The sequence below is a fragment of the Bacillus sp. LR_5 genome (assembly GCF_042709275.1).
Genome location: NZ_JAVAXX010000096.1, coordinates 1 through 20,161, shown reverse-complemented (window position 1 = coordinate 20,161; position 20,161 = coordinate 1). Strand labels below are relative to the sequence as shown.

Here is a 20,161-nt window from a genome sequence, read left to right as displayed (position 1 = left end):
ATAGTGTTCTCAGTGACAGAAGAAGGGGTGCATATGATGAAAGAGGAAAAAAGAAGTTCAACTGGCTTTTTAGTTAAACAGCGCGCATTTTTAAAACTTTATATGATAACGATGACAGAGCAAGAAAGACTTTACGGACTAAAGCTGCTTGAGGTGCTTCGGTCTGAATTTAAAGAGATTGGATTTAAACCAAATCACACAGAAGTATACCGGTCTTTGCATGAGCTTCTTGATGACGGGATATTAAAGCAAATCAAAGTAAAAAAAGAAGGGGCTAAGCTCCAGGAAGTCGTACTCTATCAATTTAAAGATTACGAGGCTGCCAAACTATATAAAAAACAGCTGAAGGTTGAGCTGGACCGCTGTAAAAAACTGATTGAAAAAGCGCTCTCAGATAATTTTTAATAGAAACAAACACCCGCGCAGCAGTGTGCATCGGGTGTTTTCTGCTTTACATTATACATATTTGTCGAAAAGAAACAATACAAATCAATGATGACCTTCACACTTGACATCATTTCCTCACGTGGTAACATTTTAAACGTGTGAAAATGCGAACAAAAAAGCGAACAAAGGAGATGTTACCGATCTTTGATCAAAAAAAAGTAGCCTTTATAGGAGCAGGATCTATGGCGGAAGGAATGATATCAGGTATCGTTCGTGCCAACAAAATCCCGAAACAAAACATCTGCGTTACAAACCGCAGCAATACAGAGCGATTAGCTGAACTTGAACTTCAATATGGAATCAAAGGCGCCTCACCGAACCAAATGTGTATTGAAGACATGGATGTGCTCATCTTGGCAATGAAGCCAAAAGACGCCGAAAGCGCTCTGTCATCACTAAAAACACGTATTCAACCCCATCAATTAATCTTGTCGGTCCTTGCCGGCATAACCACCTCTTTTATTGAACAATCATTGCTTAATCAACAGCCGGTTGTCAGGGTGATGCCCAACACCTCCAGTATGATCGGTGCTTCTGCAACAGCCATTGCGCTTGGCAAGTATGTGTCAGAAGACCTGCAAAAGCTGGCTGAAGCATTGCTCGGATGCATGGGTGAAGTCTATACCATCCAAGAAAATCAAATGGACATATTCACCGGAATTGCCGGCAGCGGCCCCGCGTATTTTTATTATTTAATGGAATTCATTGAAAAGACAGGCGAGGAAGCGGGCCTCGATAAACAGTTATCTCGAAGCATCGGCGCACAGACGCTTTTAGGTGCCGCAAAAATGCTCATGGAAACAGGAGAACAGCCTGAGGTCTTAAGAGACAATATCACGTCACCGAACGGAACGACTGCTGCCGGGCTGCAAGCCTTGAAAAAGAGCGGCGGCGGAGAAGCGATTTCTCAAGCGATTAAGCATGCGGCTAAGCGTTCAAAGGAAATCAGCGACGATATCGAAAAAACAGCGGCACCGCTATCAGGAGTGATAAAGTGACGCCTGATACAAACATGAAAAGAGTCGTTGTGAAGATTGGAAGCAGTTCATTAACAAGCCTTCATGGAGAAATCAGCATTCGAAAATTAGAAGCGTTGGTCGACCAAGTCGTCAAACTCAAAGACGCCGGCTATGAAGTGATTTTGGTTTCCTCAGGCGCAGTGGCGGCGGGATATCGGAAGCTCGGATTTATCCGAAGACCCGAAAAGCTTCCGGAAAAACAAGCATCAGCCTCAATCGGCCAGGGCCTGCTGATGGAAGCTTATTCAAAGCTGTTTTTGGCACACGGCTATGTTGCATCCCAAATTTTAATTACGAGAAGCGATTTTTCTGATGAATATCGATATAACAATGTCCGGAATACAATGAATGTACTTCTCGAACGCGGCATCATCCCGATTATCAACGAAAATGATACAGTTACCGTCAATCGGCTCAAGTTTGGCGACAATGATACGCTCGCAGCAAAAGTCGCCGGATTAATTGATGCAGATATGCTTGTGATTTTATCAGATATCGACGGATTATATGACGGCAATCCGCGTACAAATCCAGAAGCGAAAAGGATGGAGCGGGTAAGTGAAATAACGCCTGACATCGAAGCGTGTGCAGGTGACACTGGCAGCGGCGTCGGCACTGGCGGTATGCGCTCTAAGCTTGATGCGTTTAAAATCGTAATGGCATCCGGAATTAAAGGATTTCTTGGTCAGGCAGATGCAGGTGATATTTTATATCAAGCCGTTCATGAAGTAGCGGAAGGCACCTATTTTGAAGCAGAGGGAACGCTTCCGTTGAATCAAAAGGAGCAGTGGATCGCTTTTAATTCCGGCCCGGAAGGTGAAATGATTTTATCAGATGATTATTCCCGAAAAATAACAAACGGCCAATCGAGTTTATATCTGGACGGTGTACAGGAGATTAAAGGAAAATTCAAAAGCGGATCAGTTGTTCGGCTGATGGATTCACAAGGGGCAGAAATCGGGCTCGGAATCGTCAATTATTCTTCTGTACAGCTTCAAGAACCGGAAAAGAAGGAAGAATTGATAAACAAAGCTGTGATTGATCAGGAAGCATTTGTTTGCCATGTAGATTTATCTTTGCCTGTAAATTAATTTGCAGTAAAAAACCCGAAGCTTCTTTTATAGAAGCTCGGGTTCGTTTTTTTATTGATACTGCTCCAGCTTAGAGAAGAATTGAATGACAAACTCATAAAAGTCATTCGCAGACGGAGCAAGCTCTCTGTTTTTTGGTTTAATGATCCCGACAGTCCGTTTTACTTGAGGGAACTCAATTGGAATTTTCACAGTAAAACGAGGTGTCGTTTCAGCAAAAGTGCTTTCAGGCAGAAGGGTAACGCCCATTCCTGCGGACACTAATCCTTTGATCGCATCCAAATCCTCACCCTCCGTAGAAACGAGAGGAGCAAAGCCGGCTTGTTTGCAAGTATCGATTGCCATCTTCCTGAGTACAAATCCTTCCGGGAACAATACAAATTGGTCGTTGCGCAAATCAATTAAATGAACCGTTTTTTGTTTGGCAAGCGGATGATTTAATGGAACAAGCGCGTAAATTTTTTCTGTGAATAAAATTTTCCCTGCTATGTCAGGGAAATTCGTCGGCACCGGCCCTAATAAAGCCAAATCAATATCGCGGTTTCTGACAGCTTCAATCAGAAACTTATAGGAGCCTTGGCGCAGCAAAAATTCGACGTGCGGGTATTCTTCTTTAAATGCTGAAATGACAGTCGGCAAAAGCTGGCTGGCAAGGCTTGTAGGAAAGCCGATCTTTACCGTTCCGCGATGCGGGTCGAGATACTCATCAATTTGTTCTTTCGCATAATCGATGGCTTTCATCGCCGTTTTCACATGAATTAAAAATTCTTTTCCGATCGGCGTGAGTTTGATATTTCTCCCTTCACGTTCAAATAAAGTCACATTTAATTCTTCTTCAAGATTTGCAATTTGTCTGCTGATTGCTGATTGGGCCACATGCAAATGATCAGCGGCTTCTGAAACGTGTTCTCTTTCAGCCACCTCCATAAAATAACGCAGTTGGCGCAGCTCCATGTTTGTCTCACATCCATCTATCTCATTTTGAGATTCTTTTGATCTAAATTATATATTGTTTATATCGTTTTGAAAACCTACAATGATTATAGAGTGTTAGATTTTATGACCGGTATTATCGGAAATTGATCGGGGGAGAGGAATTATGACGTACAATCAAATGCCAAAAGCTCAAGGTCTCTACCGTCCTGAATTTGAACATGATGCATGCGGAATCGGCCTATATGCGCACTTAAAGGGCAAGCAGACTCACGACATCGTCAAACAAGGGCTTAAGATGCTTTGCCAGCTAGACCACAGAGGAGGCCAAGGCAGTGATCCGGATACAGGAGACGGAGCCGGCTTACTGGTTCAAATCCCTGATGCTTTCTTTAGGAAAAAGTGCAAAGACATCAATCTGCCGGAAAAAGGGCGTTACGGGGTAGGAATGGTCTTTTTCTCACAGAAGGAAGATGAAAGAAAAAAAATCGAAAAGCAAATCAATGCACTGATTGAACAAGAAGGCCAAGTCGTTCTTGGTTGGAGAACTGTACCTGTAAATGTCGGAAAAATCGGAACAGTAGCGCAAAAAAGCTGTCCGTTTGTCCGTCAAGTATTTATTGGCGCAAGTTCTGATCTGAAGGACAATTTGTCTTTTGAACGAAAATTGTATGTCATTCGTAAACAGGCTGAAAACTGGGGAGTAACGGAAGGTTTTGATTTTTATTTTGCCAGTCTTTCAAGCCAGACCATCGTTTACAAAGGCCTTTTAACACCTGAACAAGTTGATGCGTTTTATTCTGATCTGCAGGATGAAGCATTCGTTTCTGCTTTTGCGCTTGTCCATTCACGCTTCAGCACCAACACATTCCCTACATGGGAAAGAGCGCATCCTAACCGCTATTTGGTTCACAACGGTGAAATCAACACCCTTCGCGGAAACATCAACTGGATGAGAGCGCGTGAACAGCAATTTGTATCTGAAAGCTTCGGTGAGGATTTAAACAAGATTCTGCCGATTTTAAATGCTGACGGCAGTGACTCTTCCATTTTGGATAACGCATTTGAATTTTTCGTGATGGCTGGACGCAAACCGGCACATACAGCAATGATGCTCATTCCTGAGCCGTGGACGGAAAATACGCATATGTCTAAGGAAAAAAGAGCGTTTTACGAGTACCATAGTTCCCTGATGGAGCCTTGGGACGGACCGACAGCCATTTCATTTACTGACGGAAAACAAATCGGTGCGATCCTTGACCGGAATGGTCTCCGTCCGGCCCGTTATTATGTAACAAAAGATGATTATATTATTTTCTCATCTGAAGTAGGCGTTATTGAAGTTGAACAGGAGAACGTTTTATATAAAAACCGTCTCGAACCTGGAAAAATGCTTTTAATAGACCTAGAAGAAGGCCGCATTATCTCGGATGAAGAAGTCAAAACACAAATTGCAACGGAGTACCCGTACCAAAAGTGGCTTGAAGAAGAGCTTGTGCAAGTGAATCCTGATCCGGAATCAAGAGAGGAAGAACAGTTTACAGATCTTCTTACTCGCCAGAAGGCATTCGGATACACATATGAAGATATCCAAAAATATTTAATTCCTGTCATTAAAGAAGGCAAAGATCCTCTCGGTTCAATGGGGAATGACGCGCCGCTTGCTGTTCTGTCAGACCATGCGCAATCACTGTTTAACTACTTTAAGCAGCTGTTTGCACAAGTAACGAACCCCCCAATCGACGCGATTCGTGAGCAGCTTGTGACATCAACGATGACGTGGCTCGGTGCAGAAGGCGATCTTCTTCACCCGAGTGAGCGAAACGTTCGCCGGATTAAACTGTATACACCTGTTTTATCAAACGAACAATTTTACGCATTAAAAACGATTGTTCATCCTGATTTAAAAATCCAAAAAATCGATGTGCTGTTTTCAGAGGATCTTGAACGCGGATTAAAGGACATGTTCACACAGGCAGAGAAAGCCATCAGCCAAGGCGTAAGCCTGTTAATTTTATCAGATAAAAAGATGAATGAACGCCTGACACCAATTCCGCCGCTTCTGGCAGTCAGCGCGCTGCATCAGCATTTAATCCGCAAAGGGCTGCGTACGAAAGTCAGCATTATTGTGGAATCAGGAGAAGCGCGTGAAGTACATCACTTTGCAGCATTAATCGGTTACGGCGCAGATGCGATTAATCCTTATCTCGCTTATGCGACCTACAAGCAGGAAATTGATGAAGGACGTTTGGATATCAGCTATGAAGAAGCGGTCAGCAAATATGGAAAAAGCATTACTGAAGGTGTCGTAAAAGTCATGTCCAAGATGGGGATTTCAACTGTACAAAGTTACAGAGGCGCCCAAATCTTTGAAGCGGTAGGAATCAGCCGTGATGTAATTGACCGCTATTTCACAGGTACTGCATCACAGCTCGGCGGCATCGACATAAAAACAATTGCGGAAGAGGCGCAGCGCCGCCACCGGGAAGCGTATCAGGATGATTTCAGCAAAACGCTCGAATCAGGAAGTGACTTCCAATGGAGAAACGGCGGAGAGCATCATGCGTTTAACCCGAAAACGATTCATACCTTGCAATGGGCGTGCCGCAGGAATGATTACAATCTGTTTAAACAATATACAAAAGCGGCAGATGAAGAGCGTATTGGATTTTTACGGAACTTGTTCGCATTTAACGGAAACCGCAAGCCTGTGAAGTTGGAGGAAGTTGAATCTGCTGAATCGATTGTCAAACGCTTTAAAACGGGTGCGATGTCATTTGGATCATTGAGTAAGGAAGCGCACGAAGCTTTAGCGATCGCAATGAACCGCCTTGGAGGAAAAAGCAACAGCGGTGAAGGCGGAGAAGATCCAAAACGCTTTGTTCCAGATGAGAACGGCGATGATAGAAGAAGCGCGATCAAACAAATTGCATCCGGACGTTTCGGTGTCAAAAGCCATTACCTTGTCAATGCTGATGAGCTGCAGATTAAAATGGCTCAAGGCGCTAAGCCAGGTGAAGGCGGGCAGCTGCCTGGCAACAAGGTATATCCATGGGTTGCCGATGTCCGCGGGTCAACGCCTGGTGTCGGATTAATCTCACCTCCGCCTCACCATGACATTTATTCGATTGAGGATTTGGCCCAGCTGATCCACGATTTGAAAAATGCCAACCGTGACGCAAGAATCAGCGTAAAGCTGGTGTCAAAAGCAGGCGTAGGCACAATCGCTGCAGGTGTTGCCAAAGCGACTGCCGATGTCATTGTGATCAGCGGCTACGACGGAGGTACAGGCGCTTCTCCGAAAACCAGTATTAAACATACTGGGCTTCCGTGGGAGCTTGGCCTTGCAGAAGCACATCAAACATTAATGCTGAACGGACTCCGTGACCGTGTTGTATTAGAAACAGACGGAAAGCTCATGACGGGCCGCGACGTTGTGATGGCTGCCTTGCTCGGAGCTGAAGAATTCGGTTTCGCAACGGCTCCGTTAGTTGTACTCGGTTGTGTCATGATGCGTGCCTGCCATTTGGATACATGTCCTGTCGGGGTAGCGACACAAAATCCAGAGCTTCGCAAAAAGTTCATGGGAGATCCTGATCATATTGTGAACTATATGTTGTTCATTGCTGAAGAAGTTCGTGAGTACATGGCTGCGTTAGGCTTCAAGACATTTGATGAAATGATCGGCCGCACTGACGTACTTCATGTGAGTGAACGCGCGAAGGCGCACTGGAAGGCAAGCCAGCTTGATTTGTCTACACTTCTTTATCAGCCTGAAGGCGTACGAACATTCCAATCGCCGCAAAATCATAAAATTGATCAATCACTTGATATCACAGCGATTCTCCCGGCCGTACAAGAAGCCATCGAGTCTGGAAAAGAAGCGGATGTTTCTATCGCAATTAACAATACAAACCGTGTAGCCGGAACGATAACAGGCAGTGAAATTTCAAAACGCTACGGAGAAGAAGGGCTTCCTGAAGATACGATCAAGCTGCAGTTTACCGGATCAGCCGGACAAAGCTTTGGAGCCTTCGTTCCTAAAGGAATGACGCTTTATTTGGATGGAGACTCAAATGATTATGTCGGAAAAGGGCTTTCTGGCGGAAAAATCATCGTCAAGTCACCGGAAGGATTCAATTCCGCTTCAGATGACAACGTCATTATCGGCAACGTGGCTTTCTACGGTGCGACAAGCGGAGAAGCATACATTAACGGACGTGCGGGTGAACGCTTTGCCGTTCGGAATAGCGGTGTGAACGTGGTTGTAGAAGGTATTGGTGACCACGGCTGTGAATACATGACTGGCGGCAGTGTTGTCGTACTCGGTGATGTAGGCAAAAACTTCGCTGCAGGTATGTCCGGCGGAATCGCTTATGTTCTCGCCGAAGATGTAAAAGCGTTTAAACGCAAATGCAACCTTGAAATGATTTTATTTGAATCATTAGAGGATGAGGAAGAAATCGAACAAATTAAAGCAATGCTTGAAAAACATGCTGGGTATACAAACAGCCAAAAAGCGGCAGACCTGCTTGATCAGTGGGAAAACAGCGTGAAAAAATTTGTCAAAGTCATTCCGAAAAACTATAAACAAATGCTAGCGAGCATCGAAGAGCAAAAAGCTGCAGGTTTATCAGATGAAGAAGCCGTCATGTTCGCATTTGAAGCCAACACGAAGCCAAAGCAGAATACAGCAACATCGGGACAAAAACAAGCGGTAGTGCAGTAAGGAAGGGGAGAGGAACATGGGGAAACCAACTGGATTTATGGAGATCAAGCGAGAAAAACCTGCTGAGCGGGACCCTCTCACTCGCTTAAAGGATTGGAAAGAATATTCTGCTCCTTTTTCAGAAGAAGCATCGAAACGGCAGGGGGCGCGGTGTATGGATTGCGGTACGCCGTTTTGCCAGATCGGTGCGGACATTAACGGATTTACATCCGGCTGTCCAATTTACAACTTAATTCCTGAATGGAATGATCTTGTCTACCGGGGCAGATGGAAAGAAGCACTGGAACGTCTTTTGAAAACAAACAACTTTCCTGAATTCACTGGGCGGGTATGTCCCGCTCCTTGTGAAGGTTCATGTACATTAGCGATTTCAGACCCGGCCGTATCAATTAAAAACATTGAGCGGACCATTATCGACAAAGGATTTGAGAACGGCTGGATTCAGCCTAGAATTCCCAAAAAACGAACAGGCAAAAAAGTGGCCATCGTCGGGTCGGGCCCAGCCGGACTGGCGAGTGCAGACCAGCTGAATCAAGCAGGACATTCCGTCACTGTTTTTGAGCGCTCAGACAGAGCCGGCGGCCTTTTAACATACGGCATTCCGAACATGAAGCTTGAGAAGGGGATTGTAGAACGCCGGGTTAAATTGCTGACGCAAGAAGGAATTGATTTTGTCACGAACACAGAAATCGGCGTTGACATTACAGCTGATGAGCTGAAGGAGCAATTTGACGCTGTGATTCTGTGCACAGGCGCTCAAAAACAGCGGGATCTATTAATTGAAGGACGCGACTCAAAAGGAGTTCATTATGCGATGGACTACCTGACACTCGCAACAAAAAGCTATTTAGATTCTAACTTTAAAGACAAGCAATTCATTGATGCCAAAGGGAAAGATGTCATCGTAATCGGAGGAGGAGACACAGGAGCTGACTGTGTCGCTACTGCTCTCCGACAAAAAGCCAAAAGCGTGCATCAATTCGGCAAACACCCGAAACTTCCGCCAGCCCGCACGAATGACAATATGTGGCCTGAACAGCCGCACATCTTTACGCTTGAATATGCGTATGAAGAAGCGGAAGCAAAATTCGGAAGAGATCCGAGGGAATACTCCATTCAAACGAAAAAATTGGTTGCGGATAAACATGGCAAGCTGAAAGAGCTTCATACTATTCAAATGGAGAAAGTGAAAAATGAGCACGGAAAATACGAGTTCCGCGAGCTTCCTGGAACGGAAAAAGTATGGCCTGCTCAGCTTGTCTTCATCGCTATTGGCTTTGAAGGCACAGAACAACCGCTGTTGAAACAGTTCGGTGTTGATTCTGTAAATAACAAAATCAGCGCAACCTATGGGGATTATCAAACAAATATCGATGGCGTATTCGCCGCAGGGGATGCAAGAAGAGGCCAAAGCTTAATCGTATGGGCGATTAATGAAGGCCGTGAAGTGGCGCGTGAAGTGGATCGATACTTGATGGGGAGTTCAGTTCTTCCGTAAATAAAGGGGATTATGATATAAAGGAAACCGGTCTGATTGCCAGCCGGTTTCTTTTTTATTCCATTACGATTCCGATGTTTCCAAACTGTCTGCCTTCCTGCATTCTCGTATATGCTTCACATGCTTTTTCTAAAGGATATGTGCGGTCTATTACAGGTCGCAGCTTATGTTTTTCAATAAAAGCCAGCATATCGTGAAATTCTTCACAGCTCCCCATTGATGTTCCCAATATATTGATCTGAGGAAAGAATAAAGAACGTACTGGAAAACAGAGATCGTCACCTGAGCTTGCCCCGAAGCTGACAATACGGCCGTTCGGTTTTACATGGCGGAAGTATTCCGAAAAGAGGGCAGGGCCTATACTGTCAAGAACAACATCAGCCCTTTTTTCCTGCAACTGTTCATCCCAATTGCTGTAACTATCAAATGCATAATCAGCACCTAATTGCAGCGCCCTGTTTCTTTTCTCCTCACTGCGGGAGGTCACGCTTACGGTTGCTCCAATCGCTTTAGCCATGAACAAAGCGTAGGTTGCAACACCGCTGCCGATGCCGGGTATCAATAGATGCTCGCCTTTTTTCAATTGGGCTTTCGTAAACAGGGCTCGATATGCAGTTAAAGCTGATAAAGGTAAAACGCCTGCTTCTTCCCAGGATAAATGAGAAGGTTTTTTGATCGCATTTTGTGAAGGGATGATCACGTATTCAGCAAGCGTTCCGTCAGAAGGGCCTCCCAGAATCTCAGGTACAGCCGGTACGTTCTCAGTCAAATCCCAGTTCAATGTCGGGAAAATAATTACTTCTGTTTGAATAGCAACGTTTTTGACGCCTTCACCAACCTCTTCAATGATCCCGGCGCCGTCAGATCCCAGTATCACATGAGGATCTCGTTCAGACTTGTTTTTCATAAGAAACAGGTCACGGTGATTTAGACCTGCCGATTTTAATTTTACCTTTACCTCTCCGTATCCGGGCTTTTTTGATGGAACGTCTTGAAATGATAATCCCTGAAGTCCGGTTTTTCCGTTGTGAATTACAGCTTTCATGCTGTCTGCCTCCTCATTGAATTGTATTTTCATATCTTTACATATTTTACATAGCGGTTTTCTTCAAGTAAAATGAACAAAAATGATAGCCGATATCACTTTTAATCATAGCAAGAAGGTGAGAGCCCGTGGAAAGCGGAGATTTAAAGATTTTTCGGGCTGTTGCCCGCGAAGGAAGCATAACGAAAGCAGCCCAAATGCTGAATTATGTTCAGTCGAATGTGACAGCTAGAATACATAACCTTGAGGAAAATTTGCATATCAGGCTTTTTCATCGAACGAATCGGGGGATGAAGCTGACCGCTGCTGGAGAAAATCTTTTGCAATATGCTGATCAAGTATTATCGCTATTAGACGAAGCTGAAAAATCAGCACAGATGAGCCAGCATCCGAAAGGGCCTTTGCGGATCGGATCGTTGGAAACAACGGCGGTAACGCATCTGCCCGAGCATGCGGCCTCCTTCCTCAGGCGCTTTCCTGAAGTAGATTTATCAGTAAACACAGCTGATACACACAATTTGATTCAGCAGGTTCTTGATCATAAAGTTGATGGCGCTTTTGTATACGGGCCGGTTGAGCACCCTGATGTCAGACAAATCCATGTTTCCCATGATGAATTGGTATTGATTTCATCACGGGAAGGAACGGCAGAAGACATGCTTCGCCAGCCGATGCTCTTTTTTGGAGCTGGCTGTTCTCATCGCGCCAGAGTCAAAAGATTGCTGGAGGAAGCAGGCATTCAACATCAAAAAATCATAGAGTTTGGCACATTGGAAGCCATTATAAGAGGAGTATCCGCCGGGTTGGGCACGGCGCTGCTTCCTAAGTCCGCTGTAGACTGCTCCAAGCGTCCTACGAATGTATGGATTCATCAGCTGCCAGCAGCGTATCAAGACTTAGAGATCGTATTTATATACAGGAAAGACTTTTTTATTACAAGTGCGTTTCAGAGATTTATTGATGAGATAAGCGTAATAAAATGATGAAGAAAGATGCATTGGTTTCGGTCTGTTATGCTGAACAAAGAGCGTAGCCGATTGTCAAGAAAGCTGGCATACGGAATACCACAAAAGCCATATTAAATGGAAGTGGATATTGTTTCCGTTCTTATATAAAAAAGGACTGCATACAAAAAACTGTACTCATTTGAAGCGAGTACAGTTTTTATCTTTTATTTCCGTTTTAAATTAATGCCGATCGCCGCGCCGTTTCTGCTTGAATCGGCTACGCCTTTAAAGGTGCCATTTTCATGGTCGATAGAAAGGCTTTGTACGTTTCCGATTTCTACCGGGCTTTTGCCGAATTTATGGCCCATGCCGTTTAGTTTACTGAGGACGTCTTCAGGAACTCCGTCTTCGTAGCGATAGGAGCTCATGCTGTTTGTGTAAATTCTCGGCTCTTCAACAGCAGCTTTTAATTCCATGCCGTATTCGATGTGATAGAGAATGGTTTGCAAAACGGATGAAATAATGGTGGCCCCGCCAGGAGATCCGACGGTGAGGACAGGCTTGTCATCCTTAAATAAAATGGTCGGGGTCATGCTGCTTAAAGGCCGTTTGTTCGGCTGTACTTCATTAGCTCCGCCAGGAACCGCATCAAAATCTGTTAATTCATTGTTTAAAATGACGCCGTAATCAGGGACCATAATACCTGTTCCGAATAGCTGTTCAATTGTTGTCGTATAAGAAACAACATTTCCCCAGCGGTCGGCAACTGTAAAGTGGGTTGTTTGGCCTTCTACTTTGTCTTTCGGCTGTTCGACTTGCTTATAGTTTGCCGATCCTTCTTGGTATTTCCAAGGATCACCGGCTTTCGGTTTTTTATTGACTTGATCTAAATTGATTAATTGCTGGCGTTCTTTAATATAATCGGGGTGAAGCAGGCCTTTGAGAGGAACGTTTACAAATTCGGGATCACCTGCGTAAGACGCACGGTCGGCATAAGACAAATGCATCGTTTCAGCAAGCAGTTGATATTTTTCCCATGAGCGGACATCGTATTGTGAAAGGTTAAAATCATCAAGTATTTTCAGCATTTGCAATAAGAAAATACCGCCAGAGCTTGGAGGAGGAGTAGTGGCGATTTGATAGCCTTGATAGTCTCCCCAAATCGGTTCATCGATTGTGATGTCATAATTTTCTAAATCTTTTTCCGTCATTGATCCGCCGAAATCCTGTACAGTGTCAGAAAGTGCTTTGGCAAATTTTCCTTCATAGAAAGCGTCAGTGCCTTTTGAGCGAATAAGCTTAAACGTTTTTGCCAAATCCTTTTGAATCAATGTATCGCCTTCTTTAAGCGGCTCGCCATTTGGCAAAAATACATCTTTTGCGGCAGTCCGTGACAGCTTTTCCTGATAATTAGAAATAGCATCTGCCAACACCGAATCAATCGGAAATCCTTTTTCAGCGAGTTTAATAGAAGGGGTGATTAATTTCTTCATCGATCGGGTTCCCCATTTATCCAGGGCTTCCTCCAGGCCTTTCAGCGTGCCTGGAACACCGACGGCAGTACCTTTTGTCACACGTTCAGAGAAAGGAATGGCTTTGCCGTTCTCATCGAGAAACATATCGGGGGTTGCGCCTGCTGGAGCACGTTCACGGCTGTCAATGATCGTTGTATCCTTTGTTTTTCCGTCATACACCATCATAAAACCGCCGCCGCCAATGCCTGACATCATCGGCTCTGTTACATTGAGTGCAAATTGAATGGCAACTGCCGCGTCAATCGCATTTCCTCCTTTTTTCAGCACATCAGCACCGATTTCCGAAGCGAGAGGATGCGCGGTGGCAACCATGCCGTCTTTCCCTACATCTACTTGTTTGTACTCATCGTAGCTTTTGGGCGGCTTTTTAGCTTCCGCGTGAAAAGGGACACCTCCAGCGACTAACAGAACACTAAGCAGAGCTGTTAAACAGACATTCCACGTTCTTTTCATGTTCTCCCTCCTATATGAAGCTGTTATGTTACAATCTTAGCGTAAAAAATTTACAGCGTTTTCACAAGTGACAAATGGTATATTATATAGAACATTAACCAGTTTTTCTGTGCAAAATTGATTATATTGATACGAGCCATGTGCTATATTAGAATCAGCTACGGATTAAGAAAGGACTGCTATATGTATTTAACGATTAAAGAAACAGCAGAATATGCAAATCTTTCAGAGGATTATATTAAAAGCATGGTGCTCGAAGGAAAAATCAGGGCCGTTCATGACGGTGAGCAATTTTTGATTTATAAGGGACAGTTCAAAACACATCTCGAACAGCTGGAAAATTACAAAACACTCGTGCAGGAAATATTAAATGAACCGATCCCGGAAGATATTGATGTAAAGGATGAGGATTAGGACACAATTTCAAATTGTGTCTTTTTTTGTATATCCTTTTAAAAACATCAGAAAAACCGAATCGTCAGATTTTGTTTTAAGAGGTTTTTTGATGATATCTAGAGGGATATGTATCAAATAGAACAAAAGCTTTATATGAAGCTTTAAAATGCATTTAAGAGGGAGAGAGTTTTTAGAAACTACTTCATTTCCTTATGTAACACTATGTATATTATGTTACATAAATGCCGCCGTACTTTGACATTCAACGTTTTTCAGCTATAATAGTAACATAGACCTCAAAACGTTACATAACGGTTTTTAAGGAGTTTTTTGATGCATATTGTACAGCCGATTCGCAGCTTAGAGAAAATTCAAGATGTAAAACAGTATTTGCTAAACAAAAACAAGCGGGATTATTTTCTGTTTATTTTCGGCATCAACAGCGCGCTCCGCATTTCTGATATTCTGCCGCTGCAAGTGAAGGACGTTAAAAACAAAGATCATTTATGGGCGACTGAAAGCAAAACGAAAAAGAAAAGGAAGATTCTCATTTTAGAATCACTGAAACAGGAAATATACGAGTATACGAAAGACATGAAAGAAAACGAATATCTTTTTAAGTCTGTCCGGACCAGGAAACCGATTTCCCGCATTCAGGCCTACAGGATTTTAAGAGAAGCCGCCGCGGCGTGCGGACTTGAGGAGATAGGGACGCATACGCTCCGGAAAACGTTCGGCTATCATTTTTATCAGCGGACAAAAGACATTGCCGAGCTGCAGAGAATACTGAATCATTCATCACCCTCGATTACAATGCGGTATATCGGTATTGATGAAGACACGACAAGGGCCGCGTATAAGGTTTTTGGAGGGCTTTAATACAAACCGCTTGAAAATTTTGTTCATCAGAGCTACTATATAAATACAAAAAGCTCTAGTAGCACAGCGGATAGTGCAGCAGTTTCCTAAACTGCAGGTCGGGAGTTCGAATCTCTCCTAGAGCGTTATATTTACAAAAAGACAACAGGCTTTTCGTCTGTTGTCTTTTTGTATGCCAAATAAATAACGCCCGCTTATACCGGGCGTTTTTCTTATATAACTGCGTCAAATTGATTGACTTTCCATTTTTTATTTTCTTTTACAAATGTCACTTTCCGTTTCGCTGAAGGTGATCCGTCTAAAGTAGGAACGGTAAATTCGTATGTGACTGTGCCGCCTTTTTTAGAAATCAGTTTAGCGGTTGATTTTTTCCAATTTAATAGGTTGTCTCCATCACCGATTGGAACCGCAAGTTTTCCTTTTGAAACAGTGAAATGATAGTCTTTAAACCCTTTTTCGATTGCTGTTTTTGTGAAAATAGGAGTTAAGTAATTCACTGCTTTTGCTTTAGTGCCTAGATCACTGCACATATACACATATTGAAGATTTTGATACTCAAATGTGCCTGATGGACAAACTGCTTTTTTCGCTTTTGGATTGTGGCCGCTCATTGTGTTCCAAAAATGCTCTCTTGCTGATAATGCCAGCTGCAGTGCTTGTTTTTGTGATAAATCGCCTGAATTATTTTTCGCAAATGCATTTGTGCTTAATGACAGAATAAGTGCAATAGTTGTTAGAAATAGAAGACATTTTTTCATTGTGGTTCACTCCTTCAAAATCTCTTTCTCTTATGTTACAAATGTTACAATAATTACGGATAGATTACAATACTTTTGCATAAATTATTTTTTATTCTTTTCCTTACAAAGAAATAGGCTGTTACTTGCTAGTTTATTCTTCATAAGCTAAAAAGATGTGTAAAATTAGAAGAATCGGGAAGGGTTTCATATGTACAGTGATGAATAATAACATGTTGCATATCCTGTTTTTGTCAAAAGAATAGGGGCATGTTTACAAACGAATTCAAATAAAGGAGCTTTCAATATGGAAACATCACAAGAACAACTTGTCACTCAGAAGAAAAGCAATCCATCTGTCTGGCGGTCTATGTCACTCTTTTTAGTGCCGCTTCTGCTAAGCAATGTGCTGCAATCAGTCGGCCAGCTAGTCGGGATGATGGCTGTAGGCAGATGGCTTGGTGTTGATGCGGTTGCAGCTGTATCATCCTTTTTCCCGTTATTTTTTCTTTTAATCTCATTTACAATCGGGATCGGTTCAGGAAGTTCGATCCTGATCGGACAAGCCTACGGGGCGAAGAATGAGGAGCGGTTAAAGGCTGTTGTCGGAACGACGCTCACGTTTACGTTTTTATTAGGGGTTGTATTAGCCGTCATCGGCAGTATTTTCACTTTGGATATTCTTCGATTAATGGGCACGCCTGAAAATGTAATTCATGTCAGCGCCAGCTATGCACGTATCTTATTTTACGCTATGCCATTTATGTTTTTATATTTTGCATATACAACATTTTTGCGCGGAACAGGGGATTCTAAGACACCGTTTTATACGCTGATTGTGAGTACGGTCATCAACATAGCGCTTTTGCCCGTCTTAATCCTTGGCATGTTCGGTTTTCCGAAACTGGGCATATACGGCTCCGCATATGCAACCGTCATTTCTACGATTGCGACATTTCTCGTGTTAATGGTGTATTTACGAAAGCGAAACCATCCGCTGCAATTTGATAAAACGGTACGGCGTTATTTGAAAATGGATAAGGAACTGCTGGCTCTCCTGCTGCGCCTCGGGATTCCATCAAGCATCAATATGATTCTCGTCTCATTATCAGAGATAGCGGTTATTTCATTCGTCAACCATTACGGCTCTAATGCGACAGCTGCATACGGCGTGGTCAACCAGGTAGCCAGCTATGTGCAGATGCCGGCCGTCAGCCTTGGTATTGCGGTGTCTATTTTCGCCGCGCAATCGATCGGAGCGAACGAATCTGACCGCTTAAAGCAGGTCATTCGCGTCGGGATTTGGCTGAATTATATCATTGGCGGCGTGCTGATCATTCTGATCTATGTGTTTTCACAGCAGATTTTAGCGTTATTTTTAACCGAGAAAGACACACTTTACATCGCGCACCGTCTCTTGATGATTACATTGTGGAGCTATTTGCTGTTTGGAAATGCCCAAATTATTTCTGCGACGATGCGGGCAAGCGGAACGGTTTTATGGCCGACCGTTATCAGCATTTTTGCCATCTGGGGAGTAGAGGTGCCTGTCGCATTCGTACTATCCCACTACACAAAGCTTGAAATACTCGGCGTCTGGGTTGGCTATCCGGCTGCGTTTGCCGTCAGCTTGCTGTTGATTTATGGGTATTATCAATTCGTGTGGAAGAAGAAACAGATTACACGTCTCATCCAATAGACTCCCGAATCACACCGTTCATGATTTGAACGGTGTTTTTTTATTTGATAGGGAAAACATAAAATGGAGGAAATATGGCACAGTACATTGAATTCTTATACGAGCAATGAATCAAGGAGAGGTTGAGGACACATGGCTAACTATATTGAGAAGATTACGCATTTAGGAACACCTGCCATCAAAGCAGGTAACGAACATATAGAAATGATTGTCGTTCCCGAGTGGGGGAGCAACGTCATTTCTCTCATGGACAAAGCAACAAAGATCCAGCTTTTGCGTGAACCGGAAACAGCAGAAAGCTTTCATGACACACCAACATTGTATGGCATTCCGATCCTGTTTCCGCCTAACCGGATAAGTGACGGTACATTCAGTTTCCGGGGCAGAACATATCATTTTGATATCAACGAAAAGGATAAACACAACCATCTTCACGGGTTTCTTTATCAAGAAAAGTGGAACGTAGTGACCATGAAGCAAACTGATGAAGAAGTGATCGTTGAAACGGAAATTGATCTTTCAGAGCTTCCCCATGTGTATAAGCAATTTCCACATCATGCCGTCGTTCGGATGACATACACGCTAAAGGGGAATACTCTTCTTAAATATGCGACCGTCATGAACAAAGGAAAGGAAACGTTTCCTTGGGGAATCGGTTATCATACTACACTTGTATTTCCAGAAGAAAGCTCATTATTCTCCCTGACAGCAGATCAGCAATGGGAGTTGGATGAACGCCTGCTGCCGACCGGGAAGCTGATGGATGTACCGAATAAAGAAGCCTTGCATGAAGGGATGGATTTACGCCACAAGCAGCTGGATGATGTCTTTTTATCTGCTTATCAGAAAAGAGGCGGAGAAAATCAGGCAGTCATTTATCATCAGCATGCACATGTAAGCATTATTTATAAGGCAGATGAACAATTTAAACATTGGGTTGTATACAATGCGGACGGAAAACAGGGGTATTTATGCCCTGAACCTTACACATGGGTGACAAACGCAGTGAATCTTGATTTGTCTTCATCACTCACTGGTTTACAAGTGCTTGAGCCGGGAGAAGAAACGACAGCCAAAAGCAGTATCACCATCGAATTGAATCATCAATAGCCAATGATGAGGCGCAGAGAGGCGGGGTAAAAAAATGAAAAAAAGCATAAAGCTTTATGTTGCTGTTTTGCTGCTTTTCGTCGTTGCTTCGGTACCTTATATGCATCAGGCTGCGCAAGCGGCTGAAAAACAAGATGCACTTGCCGGGCAGATCGATAAGATTTTAGCTGATCATCCTGCACTCGAGGGCGCAATGGCCGGCATCACTGTTCGCTCTGCGGATACAGGCGCTGTTCTATATGAGCATTCAGGAGATATCCGAATGAGGCCCGCCTCTTCTCTGAAGCTTTTGACAGCTGCCGCGGCACTTTCTATCCTTAGTGAGGACTATTCCTTTACAACCGAGGTCCGGACAGACGGCACACTTAAAGGGAAAAAGCTGAATGGAAACCTTTATCTGAAAGGAAAAGGAGATCCGACACTTTTACCATCCGATTTTGAAGAAATGGCTGAGAAATTGAAAAAGTCCGGCGTGAACGTGATTAAAGGCAATCTGATCGGTGATGAAACGTGGTATGATGACATCCGATTATCACCTGATATGCCATGGAGTGATGAATACACGTATTACGGCGCGCAAGTCTCTGCTTTAACAGCGTCTCCGAATGAAGACTATGATGCAGGCACTGTAATTGTAGAGGTCACCCCAGGTAAAAAAGAAGGGGAAAAGCCTGCAGTTTCTGTATCTCCAAAGACAGATTATGTAACGATTAAGAACAATGCAGAAACGACTTCGGCCGGCCAAAAGAAAGACCTCACGATCGAAAGAGAGCATGGGAAAAACACGATCACCATTGAAGGAAGCGTACCGGTTGGCGCAAGCAAGACAAAGGAATGGATTGCTGTCTGGGAGCCGGCCGGATACGCCTTGGATTTATTTAAGCAGGCACTACAAAAACAAGGAATTACTGTAAAAGGGAACGTCAAGACGGGCGCTGCACCCGATTCTTCAGACGTGTTAATCTCTCATCGTTCAATGCCTTTGTCAAAACTATTTGTTCCGTTTATGAAATTAAGCAATAACGGACATGCCGAGGTGCTCGTAAAAGAAATGGGGAAAGTGAAAAAAGAAGAGGGGAGCTGGAAAAAGGGACTCGAAGTATTAAACAGTACGCTTCCCGAATTCGGTGTTGATCCTAAATCACTTGTGTTAAGGGACGGTTCAGGAGTCTCTTATATTAATGCTGTATCCTCAGATCAAATCTCAAAGCTGTTATATGACATTCAAGATAAAAAATGGTTCTCAGCTTATCTAAAATCTCTGCCTGTTGCGGGCAATAGTGACAGAATGATAGGCGGAACGCTGAGGAACCGGATGAAAGACACTCCTGCACAAGGAAAAATAAGGGCGAAAACCGGATCGCTAAGCACGGTCAGCTCTCTATCCGGGTACGCAGAAACCAAGAGCGGAAAAACCCTTGTTTTTTCAATTCTTCTAAACGGATTAATTGATGACGAGGATGGAAAAGATATTGAGGATCAAATCGCTGTCATCTTGGCAAATCAATAATAGCGTCAGACCTGTTTTCCAAGCGAAAACAGTTTTTTTTTATGTCCCCTATCACATTAATTATTCCTTAAAATTACATATAAACCAATAGTATACATATAACACATAACAGCATTTACACGTTTTAGAAAAT

15 protein-coding genes and 1 tRNA gene are annotated in these 20,161 nt (G+C 43.5%); 12 read left to right on the top strand and 4 right to left on the bottom strand.

Annotated features, from left to right (window positions below):
• The first annotated feature begins 36 nt into the window (after positions 1–36).
• The 3 genes from rtp (at position 37) to proB (ending at position 2,557) form a co-directional block, all read left to right on the top strand.
• The gene (gene rtp, locus RAC86_RS18890) at positions 37–405 is read left to right on the top strand and encodes a replication termination protein (protein WP_003220337.1); all 369 of its coding nucleotides are present in this window, start codon (positions 37–39) and stop codon (positions 403–405) included.
• Between the two features lie 146 nt (positions 406–551).
• Positions 552–1,445, top strand: coding sequence for a pyrroline-5-carboxylate reductase (proC, locus tag RAC86_RS18885; protein ID WP_079288164.1), 894 nt, complete (start codon positions 552–554; stop codon positions 1,443–1,445).
• Positions 1,442–2,557 carry a glutamate 5-kinase gene (gene proB / locus RAC86_RS18880; protein ID WP_014113983.1) on the top strand — a complete coding sequence of 372 codons (1,116 nt, stop codon included), beginning with the start codon at positions 1,442–1,444 and terminating at the stop codon, positions 2,555–2,557. Before proC ends, proB begins: the two co-directional genes overlap by 4 nt.
• Before the next feature lie 51 nt (positions 2,558–2,608).
• On the opposite strand, the gene gltC is transcribed toward proB, so the two are convergent.
• Entirely contained in the window at positions 2,609–3,511 is a 903-nt protein-coding gene (gene gltC, locus RAC86_RS18875; RefSeq protein WP_014113982.1) for a glutamate biosynthesis transcriptional regulator GltC, read from the bottom strand.
• Positions 3,512–3,656: 145 nt separating this feature from the next.
• On the opposite strand from gltC, the gene gltB reads away from it, so the two are divergent.
• Together gltB and gltD are read left to right on the top strand one after the other, a co-directional pair.
• Positions 3,657–8,219 (top strand): glutamate synthase large subunit, encoded by a 4,563-nt coding sequence (gltB, locus tag RAC86_RS18870; protein ID WP_072566364.1) that lies wholly within the window; start codon positions 3,657–3,659, stop codon positions 8,217–8,219.
• A gap of 16 nt (positions 8,220–8,235) precedes the next feature.
• Entirely contained in the window at positions 8,236–9,717 is a 1,482-nt protein-coding gene (gltD, locus tag RAC86_RS18865; RefSeq protein WP_014113980.1) for a glutamate synthase small subunit, read from the top strand.
• A gap of 55 nt (positions 9,718–9,772) precedes the next feature.
• Here the strand turns inward: gltD and RAC86_RS18860 are convergent, their stop codons facing one another.
• Positions 9,773–10,762: a zinc-binding dehydrogenase gene (locus RAC86_RS18860; protein WP_072566363.1), complete on the bottom strand. Its 990-nt coding sequence runs from the start codon at positions 10,760–10,762 to the stop codon at positions 9,773–9,775.
• Positions 10,763–10,890: 128 nt separating this feature from the next.
• On the opposite strand from RAC86_RS18860, the gene yofA reads away from it, so the two are divergent.
• Positions 10,891–11,745, top strand: a complete 855-nt coding sequence (gene yofA, locus RAC86_RS18855) for a LysR family transcriptional regulator YofA (protein WP_072566362.1) — start codon at positions 10,891–10,893, stop codon at positions 11,743–11,745.
• 188 nt (positions 11,746–11,933) lie between these two features.
• On the opposite strand, the gene ggt is transcribed toward yofA, so the two are convergent.
• A complete protein-coding gene (gene ggt, locus RAC86_RS18850; protein WP_072566361.1) occupies positions 11,934–13,697 on the bottom strand; it encodes a gamma-glutamyltransferase in 1,764 nt (587 codons plus the stop codon).
• Between the two features lie 183 nt (positions 13,698–13,880).
• Between ggt and RAC86_RS18845 the strand changes: the two genes are divergently transcribed.
• The 3 genes from RAC86_RS18845 to RAC86_RS18835 all read left to right on the top strand — a co-directional run bounded on the left by RAC86_RS18845 (position 13,881) and on the right by RAC86_RS18835 (position 15,097).
• Positions 13,881–14,111, top strand: a complete 231-nt coding sequence (locus RAC86_RS18845; protein ID WP_061186370.1) for an excisionase family DNA-binding protein — start codon at positions 13,881–13,883, stop codon at positions 14,109–14,111.
• Positions 14,112–14,426: 315 nt separating this feature from the next.
• Positions 14,427–14,972 (top strand): site-specific integrase, encoded by a 546-nt coding sequence (locus RAC86_RS18840; protein ID WP_003220317.1) that lies wholly within the window; start codon positions 14,427–14,429, stop codon positions 14,970–14,972.
• A 52-nt stretch (positions 14,973–15,024) separates the two neighbouring features.
• A tRNA-Arg gene (locus RAC86_RS18835) sits at positions 15,025–15,097 on the top strand.
• Between the two features lie 87 nt (positions 15,098–15,184).
• Here RAC86_RS18835 and iseA read toward each other — a convergent pair.
• Positions 15,185–15,730, bottom strand: a complete 546-nt coding sequence (gene iseA / locus RAC86_RS18830) for a DL-endopeptidase inhibitor IseA (RefSeq protein WP_014113974.1) — start codon at positions 15,728–15,730, stop codon at positions 15,185–15,187.
• A 286-nt stretch (positions 15,731–16,016) separates the two neighbouring features.
• Here iseA and RAC86_RS18825 point away from each other — a divergent pair, with 286 nt between their 5' ends.
• The 3 genes from RAC86_RS18825 (at position 16,017) to dacB (ending at position 20,028) form a co-directional block, all read left to right on the top strand.
• Positions 16,017–17,408 carry an MATE family efflux transporter gene (locus RAC86_RS18825; protein ID WP_061186372.1) on the top strand — a complete coding sequence of 464 codons (1,392 nt, stop codon included), beginning with the start codon at positions 16,017–16,019 and terminating at the stop codon, positions 17,406–17,408.
• A 132-nt stretch (positions 17,409–17,540) separates the two neighbouring features.
• Entirely contained in the window at positions 17,541–18,518 is a 978-nt protein-coding gene (galM, locus tag RAC86_RS18820) for an aldose 1-epimerase (RefSeq protein WP_072566360.1), read from the top strand.
• Between the two features lie 34 nt (positions 18,519–18,552).
• The gene (gene dacB, locus RAC86_RS18815) at positions 18,553–20,028 is read left to right on the top strand and encodes a D-alanyl-D-alanine carboxypeptidase/D-alanyl-D-alanine endopeptidase (RefSeq protein WP_072566359.1); all 1,476 of its coding nucleotides are present in this window, start codon (positions 18,553–18,555) and stop codon (positions 20,026–20,028) included.
• The last annotated feature ends 133 nt before the right edge of the window (positions 20,029–20,161 follow it).

Bases quoted from the DNA above. Each gene is read 5' to 3' on its own strand.
- rtp (WP_003220337.1), top strand. From the start codon at position 37: ATGAAAGAGGAAAAAAGAAGTTCAACTGGCTTTTTAGTTAAACAGCGC.
- proC (WP_079288164.1), top strand. From the start codon at position 552: ATGCGAACAAAAAAGCGAACAAAGGAGATGTTACCGATCTTTGATCAA.
- gltC (WP_014113982.1), bottom strand. From the start codon at position 3,511: ATGGAGCTGCGCCAACTGCGTTATTTTATGGAGGTGGCTGAAAGAGAA.
- gltB (WP_072566364.1), top strand. From the start codon at position 3,657: ATGACGTACAATCAAATGCCAAAAGCTCAAGGTCTCTACCGTCCTGAA.
- gltD (WP_014113980.1), top strand. From the start codon at position 8,236: ATGGGGAAACCAACTGGATTTATGGAGATCAAGCGAGAAAAACCTGCT.
- RAC86_RS18860 (WP_072566363.1), bottom strand. From the start codon at position 10,762: ATGAAAGCTGTAATTCACAACGGAAAAACCGGACTTCAGGGATTATCA.
- ggt (WP_072566361.1), bottom strand. From the start codon at position 13,697: ATGAAAAGAACGTGGAATGTCTGTTTAACAGCTCTGCTTAGTGTTCTG.
- RAC86_RS18845 (WP_061186370.1), top strand. From the start codon at position 13,881: ATGTATTTAACGATTAAAGAAACAGCAGAATATGCAAATCTTTCAGAG.
- RAC86_RS18840 (WP_003220317.1), top strand. From the start codon at position 14,427: ATGCATATTGTACAGCCGATTCGCAGCTTAGAGAAAATTCAAGATGTA.
- iseA (WP_014113974.1), bottom strand. From the start codon at position 15,730: ATGAAAAAATGTCTTCTATTTCTAACAACTATTGCACTTATTCTGTCA.
- RAC86_RS18825 (WP_061186372.1), top strand. From the start codon at position 16,017: ATGGAAACATCACAAGAACAACTTGTCACTCAGAAGAAAAGCAATCCA.
- galM (WP_072566360.1), top strand. From the start codon at position 17,541: ATGGCTAACTATATTGAGAAGATTACGCATTTAGGAACACCTGCCATC.
- dacB (WP_072566359.1), top strand. From the start codon at position 18,553: ATGAAAAAAAGCATAAAGCTTTATGTTGCTGTTTTGCTGCTTTTCGTC.